Annotated in this window: 27 protein-coding genes; 17 read left to right on the top strand and 10 right to left on the bottom strand. The window is 60.9% G+C overall.

Features of this window, described 5'->3' with window-relative positions; translation table 11 throughout:
• The first annotated feature begins 575 nt into the window (after positions 1 to 575).
• Positions 576 to 1,463, top strand: coding sequence for a threonine/homoserine exporter RhtA (gene rhtA, locus AC1RS8_RS16445; protein ID WP_150812337.1), 888 nt, complete (start codon positions 576 to 578; stop codon positions 1,461 to 1,463).
• A gap of 169 nt (positions 1,464 to 1,632) precedes the next feature.
• Positions 1,633 to 1,914 carry a hypothetical protein gene (locus AC1RS8_RS16440; RefSeq protein WP_090456987.1) on the top strand — a complete coding sequence of 94 codons (282 nt, stop codon included), beginning with the start codon at positions 1,633 to 1,635 and terminating at the stop codon, positions 1,912 to 1,914.
• Positions 1,915 to 1,928: 14 nt separating this feature from the next.
• Here the strand turns inward: AC1RS8_RS16440 and AC1RS8_RS16435 are convergent, their stop codons facing one another.
• Positions 1,929 to 2,489 (bottom strand): TetR/AcrR family transcriptional regulator, encoded by a 561-nt coding sequence (locus tag AC1RS8_RS16435; protein WP_057713886.1) that lies wholly within the window; start codon positions 2,487 to 2,489, stop codon positions 1,929 to 1,931.
• 93 nt (positions 2,490 to 2,582) lie between these two features.
• Here AC1RS8_RS16435 and AC1RS8_RS16430 point away from each other — a divergent pair, with 93 nt between their 5' ends.
• Both AC1RS8_RS16430 and AC1RS8_RS16425 read left to right on the top strand, forming a co-directional pair.
• A complete protein-coding gene (locus AC1RS8_RS16430) occupies positions 2,583 to 3,311 on the top strand; it encodes an SDR family oxidoreductase (RefSeq protein WP_057713885.1) in 729 nt (242 codons plus the stop codon).
• 38 nt (positions 3,312 to 3,349) lie between these two features.
• Positions 3,350 to 3,940 (top strand): 2-hydroxychromene-2-carboxylate isomerase, encoded by a 591-nt coding sequence (locus tag AC1RS8_RS16425; RefSeq protein WP_057713884.1) that lies wholly within the window; start codon positions 3,350 to 3,352, stop codon positions 3,938 to 3,940.
• A 108-nt stretch (positions 3,941 to 4,048) separates the two neighbouring features.
• Here the strand turns inward: AC1RS8_RS16425 and AC1RS8_RS16420 are convergent, their stop codons facing one another.
• The 5 genes from AC1RS8_RS16420 to AC1RS8_RS16400 all read right to left on the bottom strand — a co-directional run bounded on the left by AC1RS8_RS16420 (position 4,049) and on the right by AC1RS8_RS16400 (position 8,761).
• Positions 4,049 to 5,857, bottom strand: a complete 1,809-nt coding sequence (locus AC1RS8_RS16420; protein WP_489339000.1) for a M24 family metallopeptidase — start codon at positions 5,855 to 5,857, stop codon at positions 4,049 to 4,051.
• A gap of 65 nt (positions 5,858 to 5,922) precedes the next feature.
• Complete coding sequence (locus AC1RS8_RS16415; protein WP_489339001.1) at positions 5,923 to 7,080, bottom strand: cysteine desulfurase family protein; 1,158 nt, start codon at positions 7,078 to 7,080, stop codon at positions 5,923 to 5,925.
• Positions 7,081 to 7,286: 206 nt separating this feature from the next.
• Positions 7,287 to 7,901, bottom strand: coding sequence for a LysE family translocator (locus AC1RS8_RS16410; RefSeq protein WP_090456994.1), 615 nt, complete (start codon positions 7,899 to 7,901; stop codon positions 7,287 to 7,289).
• 101 nt (positions 7,902 to 8,002) lie between these two features.
• Positions 8,003 to 8,272: a hypothetical protein gene (locus tag AC1RS8_RS16405; protein WP_057713880.1), complete on the bottom strand. Its 270-nt coding sequence runs from the start codon at positions 8,270 to 8,272 to the stop codon at positions 8,003 to 8,005.
• 117 nt (positions 8,273 to 8,389) lie between these two features.
• Positions 8,390 to 8,761 carry an antibiotic biosynthesis monooxygenase gene (locus tag AC1RS8_RS16400; protein ID WP_218494491.1) on the bottom strand — a complete coding sequence of 124 codons (372 nt, stop codon included), beginning with the start codon at positions 8,759 to 8,761 and terminating at the stop codon, positions 8,390 to 8,392.
• 96 nt (positions 8,762 to 8,857) lie between these two features.
• Between AC1RS8_RS16400 and soxR the strand changes: the two genes are divergently transcribed.
• The 10 genes from soxR (at position 8,858) to AC1RS8_RS16350 (ending at position 16,432) form a co-directional block, all read left to right on the top strand.
• Positions 8,858 to 9,313 (top strand): redox-sensitive transcriptional activator SoxR, encoded by a 456-nt coding sequence (gene soxR / locus AC1RS8_RS16395; protein WP_057713878.1) that lies wholly within the window; start codon positions 8,858 to 8,860, stop codon positions 9,311 to 9,313.
• Positions 9,314 to 9,439: 126 nt separating this feature from the next.
• A complete protein-coding gene (locus AC1RS8_RS16390) occupies positions 9,440 to 9,898 on the top strand; it encodes a VOC family protein (RefSeq protein WP_057713877.1) in 459 nt (152 codons plus the stop codon).
• Positions 9,899 to 10,186: 288 nt separating this feature from the next.
• Positions 10,187 to 11,389: a PepSY-associated TM helix domain-containing protein gene (locus AC1RS8_RS16385; protein WP_057713876.1), complete on the top strand. Its 1,203-nt coding sequence runs from the start codon at positions 10,187 to 10,189 to the stop codon at positions 11,387 to 11,389.
• On the top strand, positions 11,386 to 11,928 hold the full coding sequence (locus tag AC1RS8_RS16380; RefSeq protein ID WP_489339002.1) for a PA2404 family protein: 543 nt from the start codon (positions 11,386 to 11,388) through the stop codon (positions 11,926 to 11,928). The genes AC1RS8_RS16385 and AC1RS8_RS16380 overlap by 4 nt, the downstream gene beginning before the upstream one ends.
• The gene (locus AC1RS8_RS16375; RefSeq protein ID WP_057713874.1) at positions 11,925 to 12,254 is read left to right on the top strand and encodes a hypothetical protein; all 330 of its coding nucleotides are present in this window, start codon (positions 11,925 to 11,927) and stop codon (positions 12,252 to 12,254) included. Before AC1RS8_RS16380 ends, AC1RS8_RS16375 begins: the two co-directional genes overlap by 4 nt.
• A complete protein-coding gene (locus AC1RS8_RS16370; RefSeq protein WP_223503906.1) occupies positions 12,251 to 12,826 on the top strand; it encodes a DUF6162 family protein in 576 nt (191 codons plus the stop codon). Before AC1RS8_RS16375 ends, AC1RS8_RS16370 begins: the two co-directional genes overlap by 4 nt.
• Positions 12,827 to 12,861: 35 nt before the next feature.
• Complete coding sequence (locus tag AC1RS8_RS16365) at positions 12,862 to 13,788, top strand: metal ABC transporter substrate-binding protein (RefSeq protein ID WP_223503904.1); 927 nt, start codon at positions 12,862 to 12,864, stop codon at positions 13,786 to 13,788.
• A gap of 83 nt (positions 13,789 to 13,871) precedes the next feature.
• Entirely contained in the window at positions 13,872 to 14,630 is a 759-nt protein-coding gene (locus AC1RS8_RS16360) for a metal ABC transporter ATP-binding protein (protein ID WP_489340639.1), read from the top strand.
• The gene (locus AC1RS8_RS16355) at positions 14,630 to 15,529 is read left to right on the top strand and encodes a metal ABC transporter permease (RefSeq protein ID WP_489339003.1); all 900 of its coding nucleotides are present in this window, start codon (positions 14,630 to 14,632) and stop codon (positions 15,527 to 15,529) included. The genes AC1RS8_RS16360 and AC1RS8_RS16355 overlap by 1 nt, the downstream gene beginning before the upstream one ends.
• Positions 15,530 to 16,432 (top strand): metal ABC transporter substrate-binding protein, encoded by a 903-nt coding sequence (locus tag AC1RS8_RS16350; protein WP_489339004.1) that lies wholly within the window; start codon positions 15,530 to 15,532, stop codon positions 16,430 to 16,432.
• Between the two features lie 185 nt (positions 16,433 to 16,617).
• Here the strand turns inward: AC1RS8_RS16350 and AC1RS8_RS16345 are convergent, their stop codons facing one another.
• From AC1RS8_RS16345 to AC1RS8_RS16330, 4 genes are all read right to left on the bottom strand, one after another.
• On the bottom strand, positions 16,618 to 16,845 hold the full coding sequence (locus AC1RS8_RS16345; protein ID WP_218494486.1) for an MbtH family protein: 228 nt from the start codon (positions 16,843 to 16,845) through the stop codon (positions 16,618 to 16,620).
• A gap of 81 nt (positions 16,846 to 16,926) precedes the next feature.
• Positions 16,927 to 18,327, bottom strand: coding sequence for an aspartate aminotransferase family protein (locus AC1RS8_RS16340; protein ID WP_057713868.1), 1,401 nt, complete (start codon positions 18,325 to 18,327; stop codon positions 16,927 to 16,929).
• A gap of 197 nt (positions 18,328 to 18,524) precedes the next feature.
• Positions 18,525 to 19,850, bottom strand: a complete 1,326-nt coding sequence (locus AC1RS8_RS16335) for an ATP-binding protein (protein WP_057713867.1) — start codon at positions 19,848 to 19,850, stop codon at positions 18,525 to 18,527.
• Positions 19,847 to 20,527, bottom strand: coding sequence for a response regulator (locus tag AC1RS8_RS16330; protein ID WP_057713866.1), 681 nt, complete (start codon positions 20,525 to 20,527; stop codon positions 19,847 to 19,849). Before AC1RS8_RS16330 ends, AC1RS8_RS16335 begins: the two co-directional genes overlap by 4 nt.
• A gap of 154 nt (positions 20,528 to 20,681) precedes the next feature.
• On the opposite strand from AC1RS8_RS16330, the gene dsbD reads away from it, so the two are divergent.
• The 3 genes from dsbD to dsbG are packed head-to-tail and all read left to right on the top strand — an operon-like array spanning position 20,682 to position 24,015.
• Positions 20,682 to 22,418 carry a protein-disulfide reductase DsbD gene (dsbD, locus tag AC1RS8_RS16325; RefSeq protein WP_489339005.1) on the top strand — a complete coding sequence of 579 codons (1,737 nt, stop codon included), beginning with the start codon at positions 20,682 to 20,684 and terminating at the stop codon, positions 22,416 to 22,418.
• The gene (locus AC1RS8_RS16320; protein WP_090457015.1) at positions 22,418 to 23,272 is read left to right on the top strand and encodes a TlpA disulfide reductase family protein; all 855 of its coding nucleotides are present in this window, start codon (positions 22,418 to 22,420) and stop codon (positions 23,270 to 23,272) included. Before dsbD ends, AC1RS8_RS16320 begins: the two co-directional genes overlap by 1 nt.
• On the top strand, positions 23,248 to 24,015 hold the full coding sequence (dsbG, locus tag AC1RS8_RS16315) for a thiol:disulfide interchange protein DsbG (protein WP_057713862.1): 768 nt from the start codon (positions 23,248 to 23,250) through the stop codon (positions 24,013 to 24,015). The genes AC1RS8_RS16320 and dsbG overlap by 25 nt, the downstream gene beginning before the upstream one ends.
• The last annotated feature ends 37 nt before the right edge of the window (positions 24,016 to 24,052 follow it).

Here is a 24,052-nt window from a genome sequence, read left to right as displayed (position 1 = left end):
CAGCAATCGTTGGTTACATCTTTGATTTCTCGCGGAGTAACTTGTGATGCTGATAATCTGTTGACTAGCAGTCTGACTCCACAAGCACCCACACGAATTGCTTGATTCAGTTGTTAAAGAGCGGTTGGTTAAGATCTTTCGTCTCAACCGAGGCGCGCATTCTACAGCAGCCTCATTTGCTGTCAAGTGATTATTTTCAGAAGTTTTCCAAGTTTCCTTTTCAACTTCAACCACTTGCGCTTCAGATCTCTCGTCAGCGGGAGGCGAATTCTACAGCGTTACACGCTGCTGTCAACACCTCTTTTTCAACTCCCTTTCGGCTTCGATGAACTGAAGCAACCTGCTGCCGAAAACTGCGTAACTCTTTGTTTAGCAAGGAGTTTTCCGTTTCGACTGCGCCGGAAGTGGGGCGAATTATAGACATCTGGAATCTGCCGTCAAGCATTGATTTAGGTTTTCTATCGACATGTGCAAAAACACGGCTTATATATAGACGCGCCTGCAAGGAATGCGCAGTATATTGCCCAACACAAATAGAAACACCCTGATTCCTATATTTCGGACGATGCCACGTAATGAATGACCAGCCTCGCAGCCTAGCCTCTACCCTGTTCTCGGTTGGGCTGCTGCTCATAGCCATGGCATCGATCCAGTCCGGAGCCTCCCTGGCCAAAAGCATGTTCTCCGTTGTGGGCCCCCAGGGGACGACAACATTACGACTGATTTTTGCCAGTGTGATCATGATGCTGATACTGCGTCCATGGCGGGCAAAATTCACTGCAAAGTCCCTGCGCACCGTCATCGTCTACGGAATGGCGCTGGGCGGCATGAACTTCCTCTTCTATATGTCGTTGCAAACCGTCCCGCTGGGCATCGCGGTGGCGCTTGAATTCACCGGCCCACTGGCGGTGGCGATCTACGCCTCGCGTCGCGCAATCGACTTTTTGTGGATTGCCCTGGCTGCCGCAGGCTTACTGTTACTGATACCGACGGGAGAAACGACCACCGGCATCGATCTTGTAGGCGCCGGTTATGCCTTGGGCGCAGGGGTCTGCTGGGCACTGTACATTTTGTTCGGTCAAAAAGCCGGGGCCGACAATGGCGTGCAAACCGCCGCACTGGGGGTAATGATCGCTGCGCTCTTCGTAGCCCCCATCGGTATTGTCCATGCAGGCTCAGCTCTGCTGAGCCCGGCATTGATCCCTATAGCCCTTGGCGTCGCCATCCTGTCCACAGCCCTCCCCTACACCCTGGAGATGGTCGCGCTGACCCGCATGCCAGCCAGAACCTTCGGCACACTGATGAGTATCGAGCCAGCCTTCGGCGCGCTATCTGGCTTGCTGTTCCTTCATGAATACCTCTCGCTGTCACAATGGATGGCAATCATGTGCATCATTCTGGCATCCGTCGGTGCCACCATGACCATGAGCACTAGCACCAGACCAGCCGTAGCGGCGGATTGAAAGCAGATATGAAACGGCTCTGGTATTTGCCGCTCAATTAGGCCATGTTTAGCCCCGCACCCCAGTGTCATGACATGGACCATTTCAGATAGGGATATCGGTACGCGTCAAGCGAAAGTGAAAGCGGCCAAACCCGGGCACAAGATCCGGGGACGCTATAAGGACAGTAATGAAACGATTTTTGATGCTGATCGCCGTACTTGCAATTGCGGGCTGCGCAGCGACTTCGGAAACACAGATCAAGCACGGTAAGAAAGGGCTGCACATCAACTGTTCCGGACTGTCTTCGTCCTGGGACAAGTGCTACGCCAGCGCCGCCAATTCCTGCGCCCCCAAGGGATACAAGGTCATTGCCAAGTCGGGAGATTCAGTGGAAGAGCCCGGCGATTACCCGTTTGGCCTCAATCCTGCGGGTTATACCAGCCGCAGCATGATTGTCATCTGCAAATAGGCAGGGCCGTCGGGTCAGGTTCTCGGGCTTGCGATCTGACGGCCAATTTCCTCGTAGCTGGAGTTCAGCACTGTGCGCTGGATATCCGGGCTAGCCAGCATGCGCGCTACGACCAGCGCGCCAATACATTGCGACAGAATCGCCCACGCCAGGCTGTCGCTTTGCAGAATACCCGCCCAACTTTCCTGAAGCCGACAAATCCAGTGCTCTGCCTGTTGACGGACAGTCAGGTCGGAACGGGCAATTTCCGCCCCCAATGCCGGCAATGCACAACCGGTTTCCGGATTCTCGACGTGAGACATACTCAGGTACTGCTTCAAGCAGCGTTCAAGCTTGTCACGGTCCTTTCCCTCCCCCAGTCGCGCCAGGCTTTGCCCCAACTCACGCTCGACAATGCTGGCGAACAACTCGTCTTTCGACGAGAAATGGCTATAGAAGGCGCCGCCACTCAAGCCAATCGCTTTCATCAGGCCGTCCACGCCCACCGTTGAAAATCCGGACTTCTTGGCCGATACCGCACTGCTTTCCAGCAGCCTTTGCCTGGTTTCCAGCTTGTGACTGGCCGAATAACGCATTGCCTTTCTCCCTAGCTTGCTCGCCTTGACGTCTGTCGAATCATAGCATAACGTTCGTTTAGTTAACGATCGTTTACCAAAAGGGATCTACCCATGAATAACAAGAAGGTCGTTCTTATCGTCGGTGCAGGTGATGCCACGGGTGGCGCCATTGCCAAGCGTTTTGCCCGGGAAGGTTTTGTCACCTGCGTTACCCGCCGCAGTGCGGACAAGCTCCAGCCATTGGTGGATGCCATAAAGGCCGATGGTGGCGAGGCCCACGGTTTCGCCTGCGACGCCCGCAAGGAAGACGACGTGGTCGCACTGGTCGAGCAGATAGAAAGCGAGATCGGCCCTATCGAGGCATTCGTGTTCAACATCGGCGCGAACGTGCCGTGCAGCATTCTCGAAGAAACCGCCCGCAAGTATTTCAAGATCTGGGAAATGGCCTGTTTTTCCGGTTTTCTCAATGCGCGTGAAGTGGCCAAACGCATGGCCAAGCGCCAACGGGGCACGATCCTGTTCACCGGCGCCACTGCAGGCCTGCGTGGCGCAGCCGGGTTCGCCGCATTTGCCGGTGCCAAGCACGGCATTCGTGCGCTGGCGCAAAGCATGGCCCGAGAGCTCGGCCCCATGAATATTCACGTTGCCCATGTCGTCGTCGACGGCGCCATCGATACCGATTTCATCCGCGACAGCTTCCCCGAGAAATACGCGACCAAGGATCAGGACGGCATCCTTAACCCCGAACACATTGCCGAGAATTACTGGTACCTGCACAGCCAGCCCCGCGACGCCTGGACTTTCGAACTGGACCTGCGCCCCTGGAGCGAACGCTGGTAATTCCCCCCACACACAACAATAAGACGAGCGCCTTGAACATGAGCAAAACCGTGGAGTTCTACTTCGACCTCGGCAGCCCCGCCACCTATCTGGCCTACACCCAGCTACCGAAGATCTGCGCGCAAACCGACACCCGGTTGATCTACATTCCGCTCTTGTTGGGCGGAGTGTTCAAAGCCACCGGTAACGCCTCTCCGGCGACTGTCCCGGCCAAAGGCCGCTACATGTTTGAGGATCTGGACCGCTACGCCAAACGCTACGGCGTGCCTCTGAAATTCAATCCCCACTTCCCGATCAACACCTTGATGCTCATGCGCGCCGTAACAGGCATGCAGTTGCGCCACCCTGAACGCTTTGCAGCTTTCATCGATTGCCTGTTCAAGGCCATATGGGTCGAGGGGCGCAGCCTGGATGAACCGGCAACCGTCGCGGCAGTGCTCAGCGAAAACGCTTTCGATCCGCAAGAGGTGCTGGCCCTGACCGCCGATGAAGAAGTAAAAGCCCTGCTCAAGGACAACACCGAAAAAGCCGTACAGCGAGGCGTATTCGGAGCCCCAAGCATGTTTGTCGACAATCAGTTGTACTTCGGCCAGGATCGACTGGACTTCGTGCTCGAAGCCTTGAGCTGAATCTCGACCACCAACCGCCCCTTCGCCGCCCTATGGCTCAGGCGCTGGATAAAGCGCCTGAGCTGCACATAAACAAACAGCTACGCCGGAACCAATAGCAGCTCCCGATCAGATAGCCGCCGTGCGGGTATTGAGCCACTCCAGCGCGGCACCTTCGACCAACGGACTCAAGCGCTCGCGCACTTCGGCGTGGTAAGCGTTGAACCACTGCTTCTCGTCCTCGGACAACAGCGAAGTTTCCAGGCAGCGCGTGTCGATCGGGCACAGGGTCAGTGTTTCGAACTTGAGGAACTCGCCGAATTCGCTTTTGCCCGCCTCACGGTTCATCGCCAGGTTTTCAATGCGCACACCCCAACGACCCGGACGATAGGTGCCCGGTTCAATGGAGGTGATCATGCCGGGTTGCATCGCGGTTTGCGGGGCTGGCGCGGCCTGATAAGCAATGACTTGCGGACCTTCGTGGACGTTCAGGAAGTAACCGACGCCATGACCGGTGCCGTGACCGTAGTCGACACTTTCCGCCCAGATGGGCGCACGGGCGATGGAATCGAGCAGCGGCGACAGAATGCCTTTCGGGAACTGCGCGCGGGACAAGGCAATCACACCCTTGAGCACGCGGGTGCAATCGCGTTTTTGCTCATCGGTCGGTGTGCCCACAGCAACCATGCGCGTGATGTCGGTGGTGCCGCCCAGATACTGGCCGCCGGAGTCGATCAGCAGTAGGCCGTCCCCTTCGATCACCGCGTGTTCTTCTTCGGTGGCATGGTAGTGCGGCATCGCGCCATTGGCGTTGAACGCGGCAATGGTGTTGAAACTCAGAGACACATAATCCGGACGGCGTTCACGGGCCGCGGTGAGTTTTTCGTCGATGGTCAGTTCGGTGATGCGCTCGCGCCCCAGCGCCGAATCCAGCCAGGCAAAGAATTCGCACAGTGCTGCGCCGTCCTGTTCCATGGCCTGACGGATGTGTTCGGCATCGGCCAGGCTTTTTTGCGATTTGGCCAGGGTGGTCGGGTTCAGGCCTTCGATCAGTTTCACCCCACTGTCGAGGTTGTCCAGCAACCCTGCCGTGACCCGCGCCGGATCGACTTGCAGGCTCGCGCCGCTCGGTACGGCACGCAATGCAGTAGCGACTTCGCTGTAATCGCGCAAGGTCACCCCGTCCCGTTCGAGGATGGCGCGCAGTTCGGCGCTGACTTTGCTCAAGGCGACAAACAGCGTGGCCTGTTGCTGATTGATCAAGGCGAAAGAAACAAACACCGGGTTGAACGAAACGTCGCCGCCACGCAGGTTGAACAGCCAGGCGATATCATCCAGGGTGGCGATGAAATGCCAGTCGGCACCCCGCGCCTGCAGGGTTTCACGCAGTTTGGCGAGTTTTTCGCCACGGCTGACGGTCGCCTGTGGTGGCAAGTGCTGATAGATCGGTTCGTTCGGCAGGCCTGGGCGGTCACTCCAGACGCCGCTCAGCAGGTCGATGTCGGTGCGCAGGCGAGCGCCACGCTCTTCCAGTTTACCGCCCAGGGTCCGTGCCGAAGCCACGGCCATGACCGCGCCATCGACCGCGACAACACCACCCTCGGGGGTTTGCTCGGCCAGCCATTCCAGTGGTCCGGGTTGACCCGGTTGCAGCTTGACCAGGTCAATGCCGCTGCCGTTGAGTTCCTTGGTCGCCTGCTCCCAGTAACGGCTGTCGGCCCAGACGCCTGCAAAATCCGGGGTCACGATCAGGGTGCCGACCGAACCATGGAAACCCGACAACCACTGGCGCCCCTGCCAGTAACCCGGCAGGTATTCGGACAGGTGCGGGTCGGCCGACGGCACCAGCAAGGCGTGAATGCCCTCCCGGCTCATCAGTTCGCGGGTTTGCGCCAGGCGCTGGGGCACCGATCCATTGATCGAAAGCTGCGTATTCATCGTGTCTCCTGCTAACCACTTCATCATTATTGTTGAGTGCCGATCAATGTCGGCGCTTCGTCGCCCTATTGCCAGAATGCCGGAGCACTGGCGCAGGCTGCCTTGATCAGTTGAACCGCCTGGTCGATGTCCTGCTCGGTGGTGAAACGCCCGAGGCTCAAGCGGATGGTGCGACCGGCCGAGCGGGCATCGTGCCCCAGGGCCAGCAGTACATGGGATGGGGTATTGCTCGCGGAATTGCAGGCCGAGGTCGCGGAAAACGCGATCGAAGCCAGCAACGCCGCCGGGTTGAACTCCCCTTCGTCGAAGGTCAGGCTCAGGGTATGGGGAATGCGCCGGGTCGGGCTGCCGTTGAGACGCACGCCGGGAACGCTCTGCAATTGCTCGAGCAAGCGTTCACGCAAACGCACGATGGTGGCTTTCTCTTCATCGAACGCAGCCGCCGCCAGTGCAAAGGCCGCGCCCATGGCCGCGATCTGATGGGTCGCCAGCGTGCCGGAACGCAAACCGCCCTCATGCCCGCCGCCATGGATCTGCGCCTGCAAACGCTGTTGTGCACGCGGACCGACGTACAACGCGCCGATGCCCTTGGGGCCGTAGAGCTTGTGCGCGGAAAACGACATCAGGTCCACCGGCCACAGTGCGAGGTCGATCGCCACTTTGCCCGCGCCCTGTGCGGCGTCGACATGGAACAACGCCCCGCGATCACGCACGATCTGACCGATGGCGGGAATGTCGTTGAGGGTGCCCAGTTCGTTGTTGACCAGCATCAGCGACACCAGGAAGGTGTCTTCGCGCATGGCTTCGCTGACTGCTTGCGCCGTGATCAGGCCCTCGGCGTCCGGCACCAGGTAGGTCACCGCGACACCGGCATCCTCCAGTTGCCTGGCGGTATCGAGAATGGCCTTGTGTTCGATCTGGCTGGTGATGATATGGCCCCCGCCAATGCCGCGGGCCTGGGCCACACCCTTGAGCGCCAGGTTGTTGGATTCGGTGGCGCCGGAGGTCCAGACGATCTGCCCGGGTGTCGCGCCGACCAGTTCGGCGACCTGGCGTCGCGCCTGTTCGACTGATTGCCGGGCCTGCTGGCCGAAGACGTGGGAACTGGAAGCAGGGTTGCCGAAATTGCCGGTAAAGCCCAGACACTCGATCATCACCTTGATGACCCGCTCATCCACCGGCGTGGTGGCGGCGTAATCGAAATACAACGGACGTTTATTCATAAAAGACTCGCAGAGCGTGTTCCGGGATCAGGAAGCTCGTGACTGCAAACGGCAAAGCGCAGCCTTGTGAGCTGCGCGCGGTTTTCAGAACGTTACCAATACCTGATCGGATGCCGTTAAAGAAGAATTACTTCATTTAAAAGTGCGTAGGAACGCTCCTGAAAAGTCAGCTTAACAGGCATCGGGCAACCGGTTGAAGCAATGCGTCAGCTAAAGCTTTCGAGTATCAGCGGATACAGCGAACCCACAAGCAGCGCGGCCATGCCCCAATTGAACAGGCGCAGCCAGCGGCGATCCTTCAGAACATTGCGCAACAGCGTGCCGCAAGCGGCCCAGACACCCACGCTCGGCAGGTTGATGATCGCAAAAACGGCCGCGATCACGATCACATTCGTGAAGTATCCCTGCATCGGCGTGTAAGTGCTGATAGCGCCGATGGCCATGATCCAGGCCTTGGGATTGACCCACTGGAACGCGGCGGCACCCAGATAGCTGATCGGTTTCGCCTCGCCCTGCTGGCTCTCCGACATTGGCCCGGAATGGGCGATTTTCCACGCCAGATACAGCAAATACGCCGCCCCCACATAACGCAGCACGGTGTAGAGCAAAGGGTAGGTCTGGAACACCGCGCCAAGGCCAAAGCCGACCGCCACCACCAGTATGAAGAAGCCACAAGTGATGCCGAGCATGTGCGGAATCGTGCGGTTGAAGCCGAAGTTCACCCCGGAGGCCAGCAACATGGTGTTGTTCGGGCCGGGCGTGATCGAGGTGACGAGGGCAAACAGGGCGAAGCCCAGCAGCAGGTCGAGTGAGAGCGTCATGGGTGGCAGTCCGTCAGGGTCGGTCAGGTGTTGACCCTATCGCACACCTTCGGCGAAACCCATGGACAGTTATGCGAAACTTGGAGCAGTACAGTTTCGCCTCAGCTCGGACGACCGTGAAGCTGTACAGATCGCCCGACGTTCATTTCACCCTGGTTGTCGAAACCGAACGACTTTTGCGGCTGACCGAGCAGCTCGGCTTTTTTCGCGTGGTATTCGTCGAAGGACAATCCGCGGCGGTTCAGCGCTTCCAGCGCCAGTTCCTTGCTTTCTTCAGCCGTGTAAGGCCGAAGCTCAGGGGAAACATGGCTGGCACATCCGGCGAGTACGGAGACGGCGAGCATCAGCAAAGTGGCGATCATCGGTTTCATTTCTGGCGTCCTGGCGACTGGGTTCGAGGCAATGAACACAGGCTACCCGCGCCTCCCGGGCAGCAGAAATCAACGCTTTCAATAGTGGCTATCAAGAAATGGCGATCATTGCCCTTGTCAGCGCCAGCCCACCAGGCTGCAGTGCAATGCATTGTCGTGGCTGCGCTCCAGGCTGTGCAGGACCTGGAACGAGCCGAAGGTCACGGCCTTCGCCTGATGGGCGCGGATCAACTGCCAGAAATCCTCTTCGCCGTTTTCAAAGGACCGGAACGCAGCCTCCCCGGCTTCGCGGGTTTGCCATTGCAGATAATTGAGTACCCGCCGGCCATCATCGCTGGCCTGGATGCTGGCACTGAGAAAGCCGCGGTGCTGCCGGGCCAGATGTTCGGTCTGTGCCGACAATGCCAATACCAGCGCGGGTAGTTGATGCGGCTCGATCTGGAATTCGATCAGTTGGGTAAAGCTGCGATTCTTCTCTGAGGCTTGCATGAAATGTCCCCCACTCACATGTAAGGCGAATCTTGCGATCCGAAGGTGTGCAGGGTAAAACCTCAAGTTAACTGGAGGTCAAGAGGCATTTTTTAAATGATCACCCCGGAAAACCTGCACAAGGAACTTACCGTCGGCCAAGTCGCGGCGCGCAGCGGTGTGGCAGTCACGGCGCTGCACTTCTATGAGTCCAGGGGGCTGATCAAGAGCAACCGCAATCAAGGCAACCAGCGCCGCTATCCCAGGGAAGTGCTGCGACGGGTGGCCTTGATCAAGGTTGCCCAGCGCCTGGGAATTCCTTTGGCGGAGATCGGCGAAGCCCTCAAGTCGCTGCCCGACAACCGAGCCCCGACGGCGGCGGACTGGAAAATGCTGTCGGCGCAATGGAGCCGGGAACTGGATGAGCGCATCAACCAACTGACCCTGCTGCGCGATCGCCTCAACGGCTGTATCGGGTGTGGTTGCCTGTCGATGGAGGCTTGTCCATTGCGCAACGCAGGTGATGTGCTGGGAGAGCGCGGGCCGGGAGCGCACTGGTTGGAGCCAACTTGATGGCTCTTGAATGGCGCTGCTGCTCGTCGGGCATTCGGTGAGGCAAAAGAGGCTGGCCTATATTTATTCGGTCGTACAACGGCACAAGTACTTTCCATTCACAAAACAACAACAGGGAGTTCCATCATGAGCGTCAAACCCATTCCAGAGGGGTATCACAGCGTCACCCCCTATCTGGGCATCAACAAAGCCGCCGAAGCCATCGCCTTCTACAAAAAAGCCTTCGGCGCCATTGAAATCATGCGACTGGACATGCCCGATGGTGGTGTCGGCCACGCGGAACTGCGTATCGGCGATTGCCCGATCATGCTGGGCACACCATGCGATCAAGGACCGCTGAGCAACCCGGACAATTCGCCGTCCGTGGGTCTGCATTTGTACGTGACGGATGTCGACAAGTCCTACAAACAGGCGATCGATGCCGGCGCAACCGTTGTATCGGAGGTCAAGGATCAGTTTTACGGCGACCGTTCAGGGACCTTGAAGGATCCCTACGGGCACCTGTGGTTCCTGGCCACGCACAAGGAAGACCTGACTCAGGAACAGATCGAGCAACGGGCCAAGGAGATGTTTGCCCAGGGTTGAAATCCCTGGTGATGGAGCGGGCCTCTTCGCGAGCAGGCTCGCTCCCACAAGGGTCCCGTCTTCAGCAGCACCGCCGACATGCCATCACTTGCGCAAGCAAGCCCGCCCGCGACCTGTCGACAATGAGAAACATTTTCTTTCATTTCCCCTTTCGGGATTTCCCCTGCTCATCCGTCCTACTTAGATGCAGTCCTTTCGCGTAGGCAAAAGCCACGACCGGACCTTCTGGGCGCTCATCCCTGCGAAGCCCGCAGCCGAGCTGCCTCTCATCCAGGCAAGACCTCCAACATGTCAAAGAAGTCCCGTTCAAAAATCTGGTTCCTGGTCCATAGCTGGCTGGCATTGCCGATCTGGTTTTTCGTGCTGATCGTCTGTGTAACCGGAACCCTGGCCGTCATCAGTCAGGAGATCGTCTGGCTGGCCAACCCGCCAATGCGCGCCAGCCAGCCCTCGGACGACGCCCCGCTACTCAGTTATCAGCAGGTCATCGAGGCCATCAACAAGGCCGAACCGCAGACCGTGGTGCAGAGCATCAGCCGCCCCGACGAGTCGCATTTCGCCCTGGATGTCGAAGTCAGCTACCCCGACGGGCGCTCGGTGGTGATTTATGTCAATCCGTACAGCGGCGTGATCCAGGGTGTCGCGCCGGAGTTCAACTTCCGCGCCTTCACCCGGGCGCTGCACGGCTGGTGGCTGGTGCCGTTCACCAACGGTTACAGCTGGGGCTGGTACCTGGTGTCGTTTCTCGGCTTACCGCTACTGGCGTCGCTGGTCACCGGGCTGGTGGTCTACAAACGCTTCTGGAAAGGCTTTTTTCGGCCAACCCTGCGTATTCGCCACGGCGCGCGGATTTTCTGGGGCGACTTTCACCGCTTGAGCGGCATCTGGTCGATCTGGTTCATCGCGGTGATTTCCATCACCGGCACCTGGTTCCTGATCCAGGCATTGCTGTTCGATAACCAGATTTCCATTTCCACGGAAAAGATCATCCCGGCGATGTCCCGCGAAGCGGTGCCGCTGTCAGCCGATGGCTCGCCCCCGCCGCGTATCGACCTTGATCGCGCGATTGAAATCGCCACGCAGAAAATCTCCGGGCTGGAGGCCAGCTTTGTCAGCTTGCCGGGCAATGCCTACAGCCACCTGGATGTCGGCGGACGCGGTTGGTATCCGTTGATGTTCCAGACCGCCACGATAAACCCGTACAACGGCGAAATCGCCGCCTCGCGCCTGATCTCGGACCGTTCGACCCTGGAGTTCGTCACCGAGTCCATGCGCCCGCTGCACACCGGCGATTTCGGCGGCCTGTGGATCAAGCTGATCTGGGCGTTCTTCGGCCTGTTGCTGAGCATGATGGTGCTCAGCGGTCTGCTGATCTGGACCAAACGCACGGCACTGGCCACGGCCAATGCCTTCAAGCGCAGCAACAAAAAACAGCGTGGCACCGCGGCGCAACCGGTCACGAACAACGAACCCTCGGAGGCCCACCTGTGAGCAAAGTCACTGCGGCCTCGCAACCCTCGCGCCTGCACGTGTTCTGGCACAAATGGCGCTTTCATCTGAACGTCCTGTTACTGCTGATTCCCCTGGGTTTCATGCCCAAGTACTTCGCCGACGAGGCATTGATGCGCGGCGACAGTGGCCTTGGCGAACGGGAGGTCGGCGAAGTCCGGGTCGGTCCCTGGAGCCTGCGCCTGGCGGAATTGCGCAACGCCGCGCCCATGCTCGACGGCCCGGCCGGTTACATGAAAGGTTTCAACGCCGCGTTGTGCGAGGCCTGTATCGGCCAGGTCAAGGCCACTTACCTGCGTATCGGCAAGCCCCGCAGCCTGCGCGCCGCCGGGGTGATTTTCTTCGGCACCCCGTACCGCATGGGCGCCTCGCTGCCCGTCCCGGAAAAGACCACGGCCGACGCCGAACTGTGGATCACCATGGAAGGCTGGGACGGCGCCATGCATCAGGCATCCATTCCTTTGACCCAGGCCTCCCCCGCCACCATCGCCTGGCTGAACAAACAAGGAGGCAAACCATGATCACCCCTCTTCGCCCGCTCAACGCCGTGTTGCTGGTGCTCTGCGCCGGCTTCAGCGCCGCCGCCCTGGCCCACAATCCGATGTGCGAATGCAAGGCCATCGACGCGGAGCAGATCAAGTGCACCGGCGGTTTTTCCGACGGCAGCGGCGCTCCTGGCGTGACCCTCGATGTGATCGGCTACGACGAAACCATCCTGGTGCCGGGCAAGCTCGGGCCTGATTCGACCCTGACCTTCAAGAAGCCCGGCGCCGAGTTCTATGTGCTGTTCGATGCCGGCCCCGGTCACGTCGTGGAAATCGACCAAGCGGACATCGAGGCACCATGAGCACTCCAACGACCCAAGTCGTGCGCCCGGCCGGGGCCGGTCACGAAACCCTCTATGTTCTGCTGCTGTGCCTGACGATCCTGGCGGTGGCCGGCTCGGTGGTGCTCTGGCGCGGTGAATCCCATGAGGTGAGCAGCGTCAGCAGCCATCAACTGGATGCGCGCCGTGACCTCAGTGCATCCGAGCAAGGTATCTACGCCGATTTGCGGGTGACGCTGGACGAGATCCATTTGCTGCGCCAGGAACAGCAAGCGCTGCCGACACCCGAGTTGCTGGCCGAGGAAGGGTTTGCCCCGTTTGCCCGGGACGCCAGCTCCGTCAGCCGGGGTGGCCATGCCTGGCAAATGCTCGACGCCAAGGCCTATTTCGGCCAGAGCCAGAAGCCGACGGTCGCCGGTTCGTTTCTGCTGCGCCTGAGCGCAACCGCCGACGCTGCACCGGACATCTGGCTCAACCGCGCCAGCACGCTCACGGCACCGGCCGACCTCAGCGACGTCGCGCTCGAAAGCGCCGGCTGGCAGCAGGTCATCGCGCAATTCGATGCCGGTGTGACCCGCCAGCACCGGCACTGAACCCTCGCCTTTTTCCGAGAGAAGACCGCTTTCCCATGCCCAATTCATCTCAATGTTCTTTTTTGCGCCTGCTGCTGGTCGGCTTGCTCGCCTGCCTGCTGCCATCCCTGGCCAGCGCCGACGAAGCCAAGCGCCTGCGTATCGGCATCACCCTGCATCCCTACTACAGCTACGTGGCGAACATCGTCGGCGACAAGGCCGAGGTGGTGCCGCTGATTCCGGCCGGGTTCAACCCACATGCCTACGAGCCCCGCGCCGAAGACATCAAGCGCATCAGCGGGCTGGACGTGATTGTGCTCAACGGTGTCGGCCATGACGACTTCGCCGACCGCATGATCGCCGCCAGCGAAACCCCGAACGTGCCGGTAATCGAAGCCAACGAGAACGTACCGCTACTGGCCGCCACCGGCGTGGCCGCACGCGGTGCCGGCAAGGTGGTGAACCCGCACACCTTCCTGTCGATCAGCGCCTCGATTGCCCAGGTCAACAACATTGCCCGGGAGCTAGGCAAGTTCGATCCCGCCAATGCCAAAACCTACACCGAGAACGCCCGCGCCTACGGCAAGCGCCTGCGCAAGATGCGCGCCGACGCCCTGGCCAAACTGACCCAGGCACCGAACGCGGAACTGCGGGTGGCCACGGTACACGCGGCCTACGACTATCTGCTGCGCGAATTCGGCCTCGAAGTGACGGCCGTGGTCGAGCCGGCCCACGGTATCGAGCCAAGCCCGAGCCAGCTGAAAAAAACCATCGATCAACTGCGTGAACTGGACGTGAAGGTGATCTTCTCGGAGATGGACTTTCCTTCCACTTACGTCGACACCATCCAGCGCGAATCCGGCGTGAAGCTGTATCCGCTGTCGCATATTTCCTACGGCGAATACACCGCCGACAAGTACGAAAAGGAAATGACCGGCAACCTCGACACCGTGGTGCGGGCGATTCAGGAGTCCGGCCAATGACATCGAAAGAAACCATCCTGGCCGATGCAGAATCCCCTGTGGGAGCGGGCTTGCTCGCGAAAGCGTCGTGTCAGTCGACCACCATGTTGCCTGATACACCGCCATCGCGAGCAAGCTCGCTCCCACAGGTTTCGGGGCCGACATTGGATTTTGCAGGCGTCAGCCTGACCCTCGGGCGCACGACGATCCTCGACAACGTGACATTTCAAGTCCGCCCCGGCAGCGTGCACGCACTGGTCGGCCCCAACGGTGGAGGCAAGAGTTCGCTGATCAAGACCCTGCTCGGGCAAATGCCTCACCAGGGCCGCTTGAGCCTGCATTGGCCAGCCGAGCCGGGGACCATCGGCTATGTGCCACAGGCAATGGAGTTCGACCGGGGCTTGCCAATGACCGTCGACGATTTCATGGCCGCCATGTGCCAGCGTCGCCCGGCCTTTCTCGGCTTGAGCAAACACTACGCGACGGCGATTGGCGAGGCGCTGGAGCGGGTCGGCATGCAGGACAAACGCAAGCGCCGCATGGGCGCGCTATCCGGCGGCGAACGGCAACGGGTGTTGCTCGCCCAGGGGCTGATTCCGCCTCCGCAATTGCTGGTACTCGACGAACCGATGTCGGCCCTCGATGAGGCCGGTATCCGGGTGTTCGAACGCTTGCTCGGCGACTGGCGAGCGGCGGGCATCACCGTACTGTGGATCGAGCACGACCTGGAAGCGGTCGGGCGCCTGGCCGATCACGTCACCGGGCTCAATCGCCGGGTGCTGTTCGACGCCACGCCGCAACAGGCGCTGACACCGGAGCGTCTGTTGAACCTGTTCTCGACCCACCCACGGAGCCTTGCCTGATGAGTTACGAAGCTTTTCGCCTGATGGTCCAGGGCTGGGCGTCGTCGGGTTATCTGCCCGAGGCGCTGGCCTATGGATTCGTGGTCAACGCCCTGCTCGCCGGCCTGTTGATCGGCCCGGTACTGGGAGGCCTGGGCACGTTGGTGGTGGTCAAGCGCTTCGCGTTTTTCTCCGAGGCGGTCGGTCACGCCGCCCTGACCGGCGTGGCCATCGGCATCCTGCTCGGCGAACCCTACACCGGCCCCTACGGCAGCCTGTTCGGCTACTGCCTGCTGTTCGGCATCCTGCTCAATTACCTGCGCAACCGCACCGGTCTGGCGCCAGATACCCTGATCGGCGTGTTTCTCTCGGTGTCGCTCGCCTTGGGCGCGAGCCTGCTGCTGATTCTGGCGGGCAAGATCAACGTGCACATTCTGGAAAACGTGCTGTTCGGCTCGGTGCTGACGGTCAATGGCAATGACCTGCAGGTGCTGGCCATCGTCGGTTCGCTGGTCATGGCCCTGGCCTTGCCTTTGTACAACCGCATCATGCTCGCCAGTTTCAACCCGCAGTTGGCGGCGGTGCGCGGGGTGGCGGTGAAAACCCTGGATTATCTGTTCGTGATTCTGGTGACGCTGATCACCGTCGCCGCCGTGAAGGTCATCGGCGCGATTCTGGTGGGCGCCCTGCTGGTGATTCCGGCCGCCGCGGCACGCCTGCTCAGCCAATCGCTGAAGGGCTTTTTCTGGTGTTCGGTGCTGATCGCCACAGTCAGCACACTGTGCGGGATTCTTGCACCGATTGTCTTCGACCTGCCGATCCCGTCCGGCGCCGCGATCATCCTCGTGGCCGGTATCGCCTTCGCCCTGGCCGCCATCGCGCGCGGCGTCGTCCCCAGCCTGAAAGGGAACCTTGGATAAATGATTTTTTCACTGCGCCAACTGACCCTCGCCGTCGCCCTGTGCGGGCTGGCGACAACGACCATGGCCGCCGACAACGGCAAACCGCTGCGTGTGCTGGCCTCCTTGCCGATTACCTATGGCCTGGGTGAGGTCTTGCTCAAGGGCACCGATGTCAGCCTCGAACGCGCGACCCCGGCCAACCTGCCCGGCAGCCGCCAGACCGCCTACTTCACCGGCCGTGGCGCCCCGGCGCTGGCCAAACTGGCAAGCGACGCCGATGCGGTGATCGGCCTGCGCTCACTGTGGCCGGATGACCCGCTGTACCCGATCGCCCGGCGCAGCAATATCCGCATCGTCGAAGTCGACGCCGCTCGCCCCGTGGACGGCGCCCTGCCCGGCATAGCCGTACAGCCCGACAACAAGGTCGACGGGCTGAACAGTCAGCCGTGGTTCTCCAGCAATAACATGGGGCGCATGGCCGATGTGATGGCGGCGGACCTGGTGCGTCTGGCCCCCAAGGCCAAGCCGAAGATCGACGCCAACCTGGCATCGCTCAAGCAGCGTTTGCTCAAGCTCAGTGCCGACAGCGAAGCGCGGTTGGCCAATGTGGACAACCTCTGTGTGATGAGTCTCAGCGATCACTTCGGCTACCTGATCGGCGGTCTCAATCTGGAATTGATCGGCCAGGATGCACGCGCCGATGCCGAGTGGACACCGGAGGCGCTGAAGCAATTGGGCGCAACGCTCAAGGATAATGACGTGACGGTGGTGCTGCATCACCGGCAGCCGTCGGATGCGCTGAAAGCGGTGATTGCCGGGTCGGGGAGCCGGTTACTGGTGCTGAGTACCGATGCCGAGGATCCGGTCGCGGAACTGGAGGGGAATGTGGATTTGCTGATCAAGGGGTTGAGCGGCGTTTAAGGTCAGTACGACCGCGTTATCGTTCATCGCGAGCAAGCTCGCTCCCACAGGATTTGTGCCATGCCGCAGATCACTGTGGGAGCGAGCTTGCTCGCGATAGCGGCCTGATAGGCGACACAAGACTCCAGACCTGAAAAAGCCCGCTGACTGTCACCAGTCCAGCGGGCTTCTTTTTGCATGACGGATCAGTGCGCCACAACCGCCTGCTCGTCCATTTTCTGCCGCAGGCTCAATGGACGCATGTCGGTCCAGGTTTCTTCGATGTAGGCCAGGCATTCCTTTTTCAGCCCGCTTTTACCCACGGTGCGCCAGCCTTGTGGCACGGCTTTGTAGTCGGGCCAGATCGAGTATTGCTCTTCGTGGTTGACCACGACCTGAAAGAGGATGTCCTCGCGGTCGAATACTGACGTCATGCTGTCTCTCCATCGTTATCGGGCGAGTTGCGTTGTGCACGCAACCGTTATGTAGAAGGAACGATCCGCAGGGCGGAAAATTTAAGGATTGGCCGTGGCGGCGGCCAGGGCTCGCCCGAAAATCTCGGCCACGCGATCGATTTGCGCAGCGGTAATCACCAGTGGCGGCAGGAAGCGCACCACCGCGCCGTGACGGCCACCGAGTTCCAGGATCAAGCCACGCTTGAGGCATTCGCGCTGCACCAGGGGTGCCAGACGGGCGAAAGCCGGTGGATGGCCTTGGGCATCCAGCGCGCCCGTCGGGTCCACCAGTTCGACGCCGAGCATCAAGCCACGTCCGCGAATGTCCCCCAGTTGCGGGAAGTCCCTCTGCAGGATGCGCAGGTGCTCGGCCAGACGCTCGCCCATCGCGGCGGCATGCTCGCAGACCTTGTGTTCGACCAGATAACGCATCACCGCGCAACCGGCGGCCATGGCCATCTGGTTGCCACGGAACGTCCCGGCATGGGCGCCCGGCAGCCAGGTGTCGAGCCAGTCGCGATAGACCACCACCGCCAGCGGCAGGCTGCCACCGATGGCCTTGGACATCACCACGACATCGGGAATGATCCCGGCATGCTCGAAAGCGAACATCTTGCCGGTGCGGGCGAAGCCACTCTGGATTTCATCGACGATCAGCGCGACACCCGCCTGTTCAGTGATCCGCCGCACACCGCGCAACCAGTCCAGATCCGCCGGAATCACCCCGCCCTCGCCCTGCACCACTTCCACGATCACCGCCGCCGGCAATTGCACACCAGCCTCGGGATCATTGAGCAGGTTTTCCAGGTAACTCAGGTTGGCTTTGACCCCTTGCGCGCCGCCGAGCCCGAACGGGCAGCGGTAATCGTAGGGGTACGGCATGAACTGCACGCCGCTGCCGAGCAAGGCGCCCAAGGGCTTTTTCGGCCCCAGACTGCCCATCAGGCTCAACGCGCCCTGACTCATGCCGTGATAGCCACCCTGGAACGAGATCACGGTGCTGCGACCAGTGGCGGTACGCACCAGTTTCAGTGCCGCTTCCACGGCGTCGGTGCCGGTCGGGCCGCAAAACTGGATCTTCGCTTCAGCGGCCAGGGCAGGCGGCAGCAGCCCGAACAGATCCTGGACGAACCGGTCCTTGACCGGCGTGGTCAGGTCCAGGGTGTGCAGCGGCAGCTCATCGGCCAGCACTTGCTGGATGGCTTCGATCACCACCGGGTGGTTGTGCCCCAGGGCCAGGGTTCCGGCTCCGGCCAGGCAATCGATGAAGGTGCGGCCTTCGACATCTTCGACGTAGATGCCCTTGGCGCGCTTGAGTGCCAGGGGAATGCGTCGCGGATAGCTGCGGGCGTTGGATTCCTGCCGGCTCTGACGGGCGAGCAATGGCGATTCGTTGAATTGATAAAGCGTCTCGGCGGACGTCGCCGGCTGCTCTTCGATAAGGTTGGTAGCGACTGACATCTCTCGACCCCTCAATAAGGTTTTCCTGTTCTGGAAACGCATCAGCGCTTGAGGGATTTAGGCGGTAACCCGGAAACCTTTGCAGGAGCGAGCTCTGCTCGCGATGGACTCAAGAACAGCGCGTGCATTCAGAAAGCACGCGTTATCGTTATCGACCATCGCGAGCAAGCTCGCTGCTACAGGGGAGGTGGTGTTTTTCAGACCGGTTGCAGCGGCATCGTCAGCTCAACCCGCAAGCCGTCCGGCCGGCTATCGAAATGCAGCGTGCAACCGCAACGCTGAACGATGGCCTGCACAATCGCCAGCCCCAGACCACATCCGGTGCTCTGACCGTTGCGCCAGAAGCGCTGGGTCAGGTGTTGCAGATCTTCTTCGGCAATCCCCGGCCCATGGTCGCGCACCACAAACTGCACACGATTGCCGGTGGTTTCCAGGCTCAACTCCACCGCTTTGTCGGCGGGAGTATGGCGCAGTGCGTTGTCGAGCAAGTTGCGCAGCGCGGCAATCGACAGCACGGCGGGCATTTGTACCGGCGCGGCGGAAACCTTGCCCGGCGCCTGAAACCTGATGCGCTGGCGATCGCCGCTTGCCGCGTCCTGGATCGCCAGTTTCGCCACTTGTTCGGCGTTGCACTGCACACCGTCGTCGAATGACAGGCTGCCCTCGACGCGCGCCAACAACAGTAATTGTTCGAGGGTCCGGTGCATGCGGTCGGCGCCCTCTTCGGCCCGGGCCAGGGACTGGTCCCGGGCGCTGCCTTGCGTCATCCGCGCCACTTGCAGGTGGGTCTTGATCGCGGTCAACGGGCTGCGCAGTTCGTGGGCCGCGTCTCCGGTCAGGCGACGTTCGCGCTCGATGGTCTTGCCGATGCGCTGGAGCAACTGGTTCTGGGTTTCCAGCAAGGGTTGCAGCTCGCTGGGCAGTGGCTGGATCTGCAAGGGTTCGAGGGAGTCGGCGCTACGGCGCATCAAGGCATCGCGCATGCGGTTGAGCGGCGCCAGCCCCTGGCCGATACCCAGCCAGAGCAAACACAGGCAACCGAGCAGCGCCACGCCCACCGGCACCGAAGCGGCCAGCAGGATCGACATGTTCAACGCCTCACGCTCGATCTGCCGGTCGGCGGTGGTGATGCGCAGATCGCCCCGGGCCAATGTGAAACTGCGCCACGGCGCGCCGTCGATCATCTGATCGTGAAACCCGAGTTTCTCGGCCTCCAGGGTCTGCTGCGGATCGGTGTGACTGCGGGCAAGGATTTCGCCGCGCAACGAGCTGACCTGGCAAGCCATGCCACCCGGAATGTTCAGCTGTTCGGCACTGAAGTGGGTGCCCTCGCCCTTGCTCGGCACGGGCGGCAGTTGCTCCATCAGGCCGGCGACCATGCGTGCCGAGGCCACCAGGCGCTGGTCGAGGGAAAACATCATTTGATTGCGCAGATCGCTGAGCATCCAGGCCGCGGCCAGGGCCCAGATCAAGGCAAATGCGGCGCCGAGCGTCAGACTCAGGCGCAAACGCAAACTCATCACTTCGATTTTTCTCCGCCATCAGCCGGCCCCAGGCGATAGCCCAGGCCGCGCACGGTCTCGACAATGCCGTTGCCGAGCTTGCGCCGCAGGTGATGGATATGGACGTTAAGGGCGTTGCTTTCCAGTTCGTCGTTGAAACCGTAGACGCTGTCCTTGAGTTGCTCGGTGGACAACACACGGCCACGGTTATGCAGCAAGGCTTGCAGCAATGACTGTTCACGGCGCGACAGGTCCACCGGTTGCCCCGCGAGCGTGGTTTCGCGGCTGCTCGGGTCGTAGGTCAGGGCACCATGCTCGATCAGGTTGACGCTGCGCCCCGCCACCCGCCGCAACAGCGTGTGCAAGCGTGCAGCGAGTTCGCGCAAGTCGAACGGTTTGAGCAGATAGTCGTCGGCACCGGCTTGCAGGCCATCGACGCGATCAGTGACCGAGTCCCGGGCAGTGAGGATCAAAACCGGCAACTCCAGGCCTTGATGGCGCAACTGCTGCAGCAGCTTGAGGCCATCCTCGTCCGGCAACCCAAGGTCGAGCACCATCACGTCGAACTCCGCCACCTTGAGCATCGCCCGGGCGGCGGACGCCGTGGCGACGTGTTCCACGGTCAGGCCCTGGGCGGTCAGGCCGGCGACGATACCGCTGGCGATCAATTCATCGTCTTCGCAAACCAGTACGTGCATGGGGAGCCTCGTAGAAATAAAGCCTATTAAGCCGTTGACCGATTAAGTCGACATTATGCCGCAAGCGCCACCGCCACAAGGCCGGGGCGGTTAATCATCGGTTAATCGCCACCCGCCACTGTGCACCTCATTAGCACAGGACAAAGGCTTATCCATGCGTCGTCTGTTTTTACTTTTTACTCTCTTGATCGTGGGCCTGGCCCAGGCGGGAACCAATCCGTTCGACACCAAACCTGAATTCCTCCCGGTTGATAAAGCCTTCGCGTTTACCTCTGAACGCCTGGAATCCGGTGAAACCCAGCTCTATTGGCAGATCACCGACGGCTATTACCTGTATCAGAAACGCTTGAAGTTCGATGGATTACCTGTCGGGCAACATCCCCCGCTACCGGAAGGTGAAGCCCACAGCGACGAGTTTTTCGGTGAACAGCAAGTCTACCGTCAGGGCCTGGAACTGAAAATTCCGGCGGGTGCCAGCGGTCAGGTCAAGGTCAGTTACCAGGGCTGCGCCGATGCCGGTTTGTGTTATCCGCCACAAACCAGAGTCGTGGACCTGGGCAATACCAATGCATTGAATGCGGCCACTGAAGCGCCGGACCAGGCGCTGGCCAGCAGCCTGCAACAACGGGCGCTGGGCTGGAGCCTTGTGCTGTTCTTCGGCCTGGGCCTGTTGCTGGCCTTCACGCCTTGTTCATTGCCGATGCTGCCGATTCTGGCCGGGTTGATCGTCGGCAGTGGCGCCACGCCCAGACGCGGATTCGCCCTGGCCAGTAGTTATGTGGTCAGCATGGCGCTGGTGTATGCGGCGATGGGTGTCCTGGCCGCCTCCCTCGGGGCGAACCTGCAAGCCTGGTTGCAGAACCCATGGCTGCTGGGCAGTTTCGCGGCGATTTTCGTGTTGCTGGCGCTGCCGATGTTCGGTTTCTTCGAACTGCAACTGCCGGTGGCCGTGCGTGATCGCCTGGAAAACGTCTCGCGCAATCAACGCGGCGGCAGTCTGATCGGCGCCGGGGTGCTGGGGGCGCTGTCCGGTCTGCTGGTTGGTCCCTGCATGACCGCGCCACTGGCCGGCGCCCTGCTCTACATCGCGCAAAGCGGTAACGCGCTGCATGGCGGATTGATTCTGTTTGCCATGGGCATCGGCATCGGTGTGCCGCTGTTGCTGCTGGTGACCGTCGGCAATCGTTTCATGCCCAAGCCAGGCGCCTGGATGAACCTGGTCAAAGGCATTTTCGGCTTCCTGTTCCTCGCCACCGCATTGTTGATGCTGCGTCCGGTGCTCGACGAATCCCTGTGGGTCGGCTTGTGCGGTGCGCTGCTGTTGATCGCGGCCTACAGCGCCTGGAAACAGTCGGAAGGTTTTGGCCGTATCGCGCACCTGTTTGGCGCCAGTTCGTTACTGCTCGGTTTATGGGGTGGCCTGTTGGTGATCGGTGCAGCCGGTGGCGGCGATGATCCGTTCAAGCCATTGCAGGTCTACCGCGCCTCGAACCAGGCTGTGGCCGCCGCGCCGGTTGGCCACGATGCCTTCATCACCATCAAGGATCCGCAAGCACTGCAACGGGAACTCGACGCCGCACAGGCTCAGGGCCAGTGGGTGCTGCTGGACTACTACGCCGACTGGTGCGTGTCGTGCAAGGTCATGGAAAAACAGGTCTTCGGCAAAACCCGTGTCCTCGAAGCCTTGAGCGATGTGCGCTTGCTGCGACTGGACGTCACCGCCGACAATGCCGCCAGCCGTGAACTGCTCGGCCGTTACCAAGTGCCAGGGCCACCGAGCCTGCTATGGATTGGCGTGGACGGTGAAGAGCGGCGCAGCCAGCGCATCACCGGCGAGGTCGATGCCGATACATTCCTGCAACGCTGGACCACCACCCGAGACGCCCGTTAATGCTGACTTTCACCCTCGGCACCTTTGCCATCGCGCTCAATCACCTGCTGTTGATCAGTGCGCTGGCGCTGGCCACTTTTGTCGGCTGGCGGGTCGCCAAGCGTGGTGGTGAAAATCCTGAGTCGGTGCTGTTCAGCCTGTTTCTGATGGGCATGCTGGCAGCCCGAATCAGTTTCGTGGCGGCCTATTGGGTGCACTATCGCAACGATCCGTGGCAGGTCATTGACCTGCGCGATGGCGGTTTCCTCGCCTGGCCGGGGGTAGTGGTCGTTTTGCTCGCCACGCTGTATCGCGGCTGGCGTCGCCCGGGTCTGCGCCGTCCATTGGGCTTTGGCGTGGCCAGTGGCCTGGCGTTCTGGCTGTTGGCGACGTTCTCCCTGTCGATTTATGAACAAGGCACACGCCTGCCGGAAATCACCCTGCGCAACGCCGCCGGCGAAACCGTGCAACTGGCCGACTACAAGGGAGGCCCGTTGGTGATCAATCTCTGGGCCACCTGGTGTCCGCCATGCCGCCGGGAAATGCCGGTGCTGGAAAACGCCCAGCAACAACGGCCGGACCTGACGTTCCTGTTCGTCAATCAGTCAGAAAGCATGCAAAGCGTCGCGATCTTTCTGGAAACCCAGGGCCTGAGCCTGTCCAACGTGCTGTTCGACGGCAGTGGGCGTCTGAGCCAGGCCGTCGGTTCCATGGCATTGCCGACTACGCTGTTCTACAACCCCGAGGGTCGCCTGCTGGGCAGCCATCTGGGCGAGTTGTCGGAAGCCAGCCTGGCCCGCGCGCTGGAAAACTTCGACACCGTACCCGCCACCTCTTCAAGGAAACTGCCATGCCCCGCCTCCGCCACCTGCTGACCCTGAGCCTCGGTGCTGCCCTGCTGCACCTGCCATCGGTGCAGGCCGAAGAGTTGCCCGATGCCATCAAGAAAATCGAGGCCAAAGGCGCGAAAATCGTCGGCCAGTTCGACGCCCCCGACGGCTTGCGTGGTTATGCCGCGCAATACCAGAACCGCGGCATGGCGCTGTACCTGACCCCGGATGGCAAACACGTGTTGCTGGGCAACCTGTATGACGCCGAGGGCAATGACCTGAGCAGCGCACCTTTGCAGAAACTGGTGTACGCACCGATGGCCAAGGAAGTCTGGGCCAAGTTCGAAACCAGCAACTGGATCGGCGACGGCAAGAAGGATGCGCCGCGCGTGGTGTACCTGTTCAGTGACCCGAACTGCCCGTACTGCAACATGTTCTGGGAACAGGCCCGGCCATGGGTCAAGGCCGGCAAAGTGCAGTTGCGCCACATCATGGTGGGCATCATCCGCGAAGACAGCCCCGGAAAATCCGCCGCGCTGCTCGCCGCCAAAGACCCGGAAAAAGCCCTGCAGGATCACGAAGCCGCTGGCAAGGAGAGTTCGCTCAAGGCCTTGAAGGAAGTGCCGCCGGCGATTCAGGCAAAGTTCGCGGCCAACATGCAATTGATGGAAGAGCTGGAGTTGCAGGCGACGCCGGCGATTTTCTACATGGATGACAAGGGCAATCTGCAACAGCAGCAAGGCGCTCCGTCGCCGGATAAGTTGGCGAAGATTCTCGGGCCGAAGTGAGTTCAGCGCCCCCATCGCGAGCAAGCTCGCTCCCACA

This window comes from Pseudomonas sp. GW821-FHT12A04 (genome assembly GCF_058807755.1).
Note: the sequence above shows the minus strand (reverse complement) of the source record. Positions and strands in the feature narration are given on the sequence as shown.

Coding starts and splice junctions, on each gene's coding strand:
- rhtA (WP_150812337.1), top strand. CDS start 576: ATGAATGACCAGCCTCGCAGCCTAGCCTCTACCCTGTTCTCGGTTGGG.
- AC1RS8_RS16440 (WP_090456987.1), top strand. CDS start 1,633: ATGAAACGATTTTTGATGCTGATCGCCGTACTTGCAATTGCGGGCTGC.
- AC1RS8_RS16435 (WP_057713886.1), bottom strand. CDS start 2,489: ATGCGTTATTCGGCCAGTCACAAGCTGGAAACCAGGCAAAGGCTGCTG.
- AC1RS8_RS16430 (WP_057713885.1), top strand. CDS start 2,583: ATGAATAACAAGAAGGTCGTTCTTATCGTCGGTGCAGGTGATGCCACG.
- AC1RS8_RS16425 (WP_057713884.1), top strand. CDS start 3,350: ATGAGCAAAACCGTGGAGTTCTACTTCGACCTCGGCAGCCCCGCCACC.
- AC1RS8_RS16420 (WP_489339000.1), bottom strand. CDS start 5,857: ATGAATACGCAGCTTTCGATCAATGGATCGGTGCCCCAGCGCCTGGCG.
- AC1RS8_RS16415 (WP_489339001.1), bottom strand. CDS start 7,080: ATGAATAAACGTCCGTTGTATTTCGATTACGCCGCCACCACGCCGGTG.
- AC1RS8_RS16410 (WP_090456994.1), bottom strand. CDS start 7,901: ATGACGCTCTCACTCGACCTGCTGCTGGGCTTCGCCCTGTTTGCCCTC.
- AC1RS8_RS16405 (WP_057713880.1), bottom strand. CDS start 8,272: ATGAAACCGATGATCGCCACTTTGCTGATGCTCGCCGTCTCCGTACTC.
- AC1RS8_RS16400 (WP_218494491.1), bottom strand. CDS start 8,761: ATGCAAGCCTCAGAGAAGAATCGCAGCTTTACCCAACTGATCGAATTC.
- soxR (WP_057713878.1), top strand. CDS start 8,858: ATGATCACCCCGGAAAACCTGCACAAGGAACTTACCGTCGGCCAAGTC.
- AC1RS8_RS16390 (WP_057713877.1), top strand. CDS start 9,440: ATGAGCGTCAAACCCATTCCAGAGGGGTATCACAGCGTCACCCCCTAT.
- AC1RS8_RS16385 (WP_057713876.1), top strand. CDS start 10,187: ATGTCAAAGAAGTCCCGTTCAAAAATCTGGTTCCTGGTCCATAGCTGG.
- AC1RS8_RS16375 (WP_057713874.1), top strand. CDS start 11,925: ATGATCACCCCTCTTCGCCCGCTCAACGCCGTGTTGCTGGTGCTCTGC.
- AC1RS8_RS16370 (WP_223503906.1), top strand. CDS start 12,251: ATGAGCACTCCAACGACCCAAGTCGTGCGCCCGGCCGGGGCCGGTCAC.
- AC1RS8_RS16365 (WP_223503904.1), top strand. CDS start 12,862: ATGCCCAATTCATCTCAATGTTCTTTTTTGCGCCTGCTGCTGGTCGGC.
- AC1RS8_RS16360 (WP_489340639.1), top strand. CDS start 13,872: ATGTTGCCTGATACACCGCCATCGCGAGCAAGCTCGCTCCCACAGGTT.
- AC1RS8_RS16355 (WP_489339003.1), top strand. CDS start 14,630: ATGAGTTACGAAGCTTTTCGCCTGATGGTCCAGGGCTGGGCGTCGTCG.
- AC1RS8_RS16350 (WP_489339004.1), top strand. CDS start 15,530: ATGATTTTTTCACTGCGCCAACTGACCCTCGCCGTCGCCCTGTGCGGG.
- AC1RS8_RS16345 (WP_218494486.1), bottom strand. CDS start 16,845: ATGACGTCAGTATTCGACCGCGAGGACATCCTCTTTCAGGTCGTGGTC.
- AC1RS8_RS16340 (WP_057713868.1), bottom strand. CDS start 18,327: ATGTCAGTCGCTACCAACCTTATCGAAGAGCAGCCGGCGACGTCCGCC.
- AC1RS8_RS16330 (WP_057713866.1), bottom strand. CDS start 20,527: ATGCACGTACTGGTTTGCGAAGACGATGAATTGATCGCCAGCGGTATC.
- dsbD (WP_489339005.1), top strand. CDS start 20,682: ATGCGTCGTCTGTTTTTACTTTTTACTCTCTTGATCGTGGGCCTGGCC.
- AC1RS8_RS16320 (WP_090457015.1), top strand. CDS start 22,418: ATGCTGACTTTCACCCTCGGCACCTTTGCCATCGCGCTCAATCACCTG.
- dsbG (WP_057713862.1), top strand. CDS start 23,248: ATGCCCCGCCTCCGCCACCTGCTGACCCTGAGCCTCGGTGCTGCCCTG.